Source organism: Methylobacterium sp. J-072 (genome assembly GCF_022829425.1).
In the GTDB taxonomy this organism is placed as follows: domain Bacteria; phylum Pseudomonadota; class Alphaproteobacteria; order Rhizobiales; family Beijerinckiaceae; genus Methylobacterium.
Map to the genome: position 1 here is coordinate 1 of NZ_JAKSYK010000088.1, position 311 is coordinate 311.

Sequence of the window (311 nt, forward strand, 5' to 3'; positions counted from 1 at the left end):
CTGCGTCGCGGTGCGCGGCAGGAAGGTGCCGGCGTTGATGCCGGCGACGTTGGCATAGGACGTCGGGCTCTTGTCGAGGTGGATCGCCCGGCCGCTCTTCAGACCGATCTGCGGGTAGTATCCCTCAATGCCGATATCGAGATCCTTCACCGCTGACCAGATCAGACTCGCACCGGCGACTAACTGGTAGGTGTCGCGCAAAGCCTGGACTCACTGGCAGAACGTAGTCGCCGGCACGCGGCCGGCGTTGGTTCGGCGGGTGTTGGGGCGTGTCGGCTGCCTAGGTGTTAATTCCGAGCTCCGTGCAGGGC

General features: G+C 64.6%; 1 pseudogene. It reads right to left on the reverse strand.

Features of this window, described 5'->3' with window-relative positions:
- Window positions 1-311, reverse strand: a pseudogene (locus MKK67_RS09745) (porin); the annotation flags it as partial.